The 1,356-nt window shown below is 61.8% G+C and carries 2 protein-coding genes; both read left to right on the top strand.

What is annotated here, in order from left to right; all coding sequences use genetic code 11:
* Positions 1-167 (top strand): EipA family protein (locus EN884_RS36050; RefSeq protein ID WP_128361131.1); only part of this gene is annotated, 167 nt, incomplete at its 5' end.
* 176 nt (positions 168-343) lie between these two features.
* Positions 344-1,356, top strand: a 1,013-nt coding sequence (locus EN884_RS36045; protein ID WP_128361130.1) for a hypothetical protein, incomplete at its 3' end; no start/stop codon positions are given.

The following is a 1,356-nucleotide window of genomic DNA, read 5'->3' as shown; positions in this document are numbered from 1 at the left end:
ATGGCGGCGTTGCCGGTTCAGCCTATGTGGTGGCGGGCGTCGGCTTCAACGTGCTGAAGAACAACAATGTTCTCCTGGTGCCGATCCGCACCGGCGTCGGTGCTCGGCTCGGCGTCAATCTCGGCTATCTGAAGCTTACCGAGCGGGCCACGTGGAATCCGTTCTAGGCTGAAGTCCTTGGCTGTCGTTGTCCAAAACCGGGACCGCTTTTGGGTCGACATGCATTAAACTCGTACCGTTGCGGCAAACCCTTGCCGCAACGCTGGATTTCCGCCATGTCAACGTGGCACAGTCAAAGCGATCTATGCGCTTTTGATGCTTGCCGGCCACAACGGGTAGTCACTTGGTCCAGTCGGTCCTGTTCTTCGTCCTCGGCTTTCTCTGCGCTGGCTTTCTGGCGCTCATGGTGGCTCCGGCCATATGGCGTCGTGCGGTCGCGCTTACACGCAAACGCATCGAATCCTCGATCCCTCTGACGCAGACCGAGATCCAGGCGGACAAGGATCGCATCCGCGCCGAATACGCCATGACGACGCGCCGCCTGGAAATCAGCGTCAAGGCGTTGCGTGAGAAGGCGGCCGAACAACTGGTCGAGATCAATCGCGGTCGCGAGGCCATGAAGGGCCTGGCGGTCGAGCGGACTGACAAGAACCAGGTGCTGACCGAGCTGGGCGCGAAGAACGAAGCGCTGCGTCAGCGAGAGGGCGAGTTGCAGCAGCTTTCGGAGCGTCTGAAGGAAACCGAACGCAAGCTGGAAAAGCGCGCCCTTGAGCTGGAAAAGCTGGAGCGCATGTATGACGACGCCAGTTTTTCCTCGAGCAGCCGGCAGATCGAGCTCGTGGCGCGAGAGTCCGAAATGCAGAAACTCGCCAGTGACATTGCGATGCTGCGCGGCCAGCGCAAGGAAGCCGACAGGCGCGGCCAGGAAATCGCGGCCGAAAGCAAGGCCGCGCGGGACGCCCTGAAAGCCGAGAAGAAAAAGACCGCCGAGCTCGACAAGAAGGTCGAACGGCTGCTGGCCACACTTGCCGATCGAGAAGACAAACTCGACCGCCGCGAAAAGGAACTGGCACGCATGCGCGAAAGATCGAAATCCGAGGACAGCGCGCCAGCCTTGCGGCTGGTCGGCAAGGGCGGCGATGTCGCGAGGAGCGATGATTTCGACAAGGCAATCGCCAAGCTCGATAGCGACCGTGAGCAGCTCGAGGCGAGGCTGACGGCGCTGGCGCGCGAGAACAAACGGCTGAAGGCGGATCTCACCGCACTGGCCGCCTCCAAGGCCGCTGACAGCAGCTCCGCCTTGCGCGAGCAGATGAACGAGCTGGCGGCGGAGGTCGTCCATCTGACGGCCAAGCT

The organism is Mesorhizobium sp. M7A.F.Ca.AU.001.01.1.1 (assembly GCF_004022735.1).
GTDB lineage: Bacteria > Pseudomonadota > Alphaproteobacteria > Rhizobiales > Rhizobiaceae > Mesorhizobium > Mesorhizobium ciceri.
Note: the sequence above shows the minus strand (reverse complement) of the source record. Positions and strands in the feature narration are given on the sequence as shown.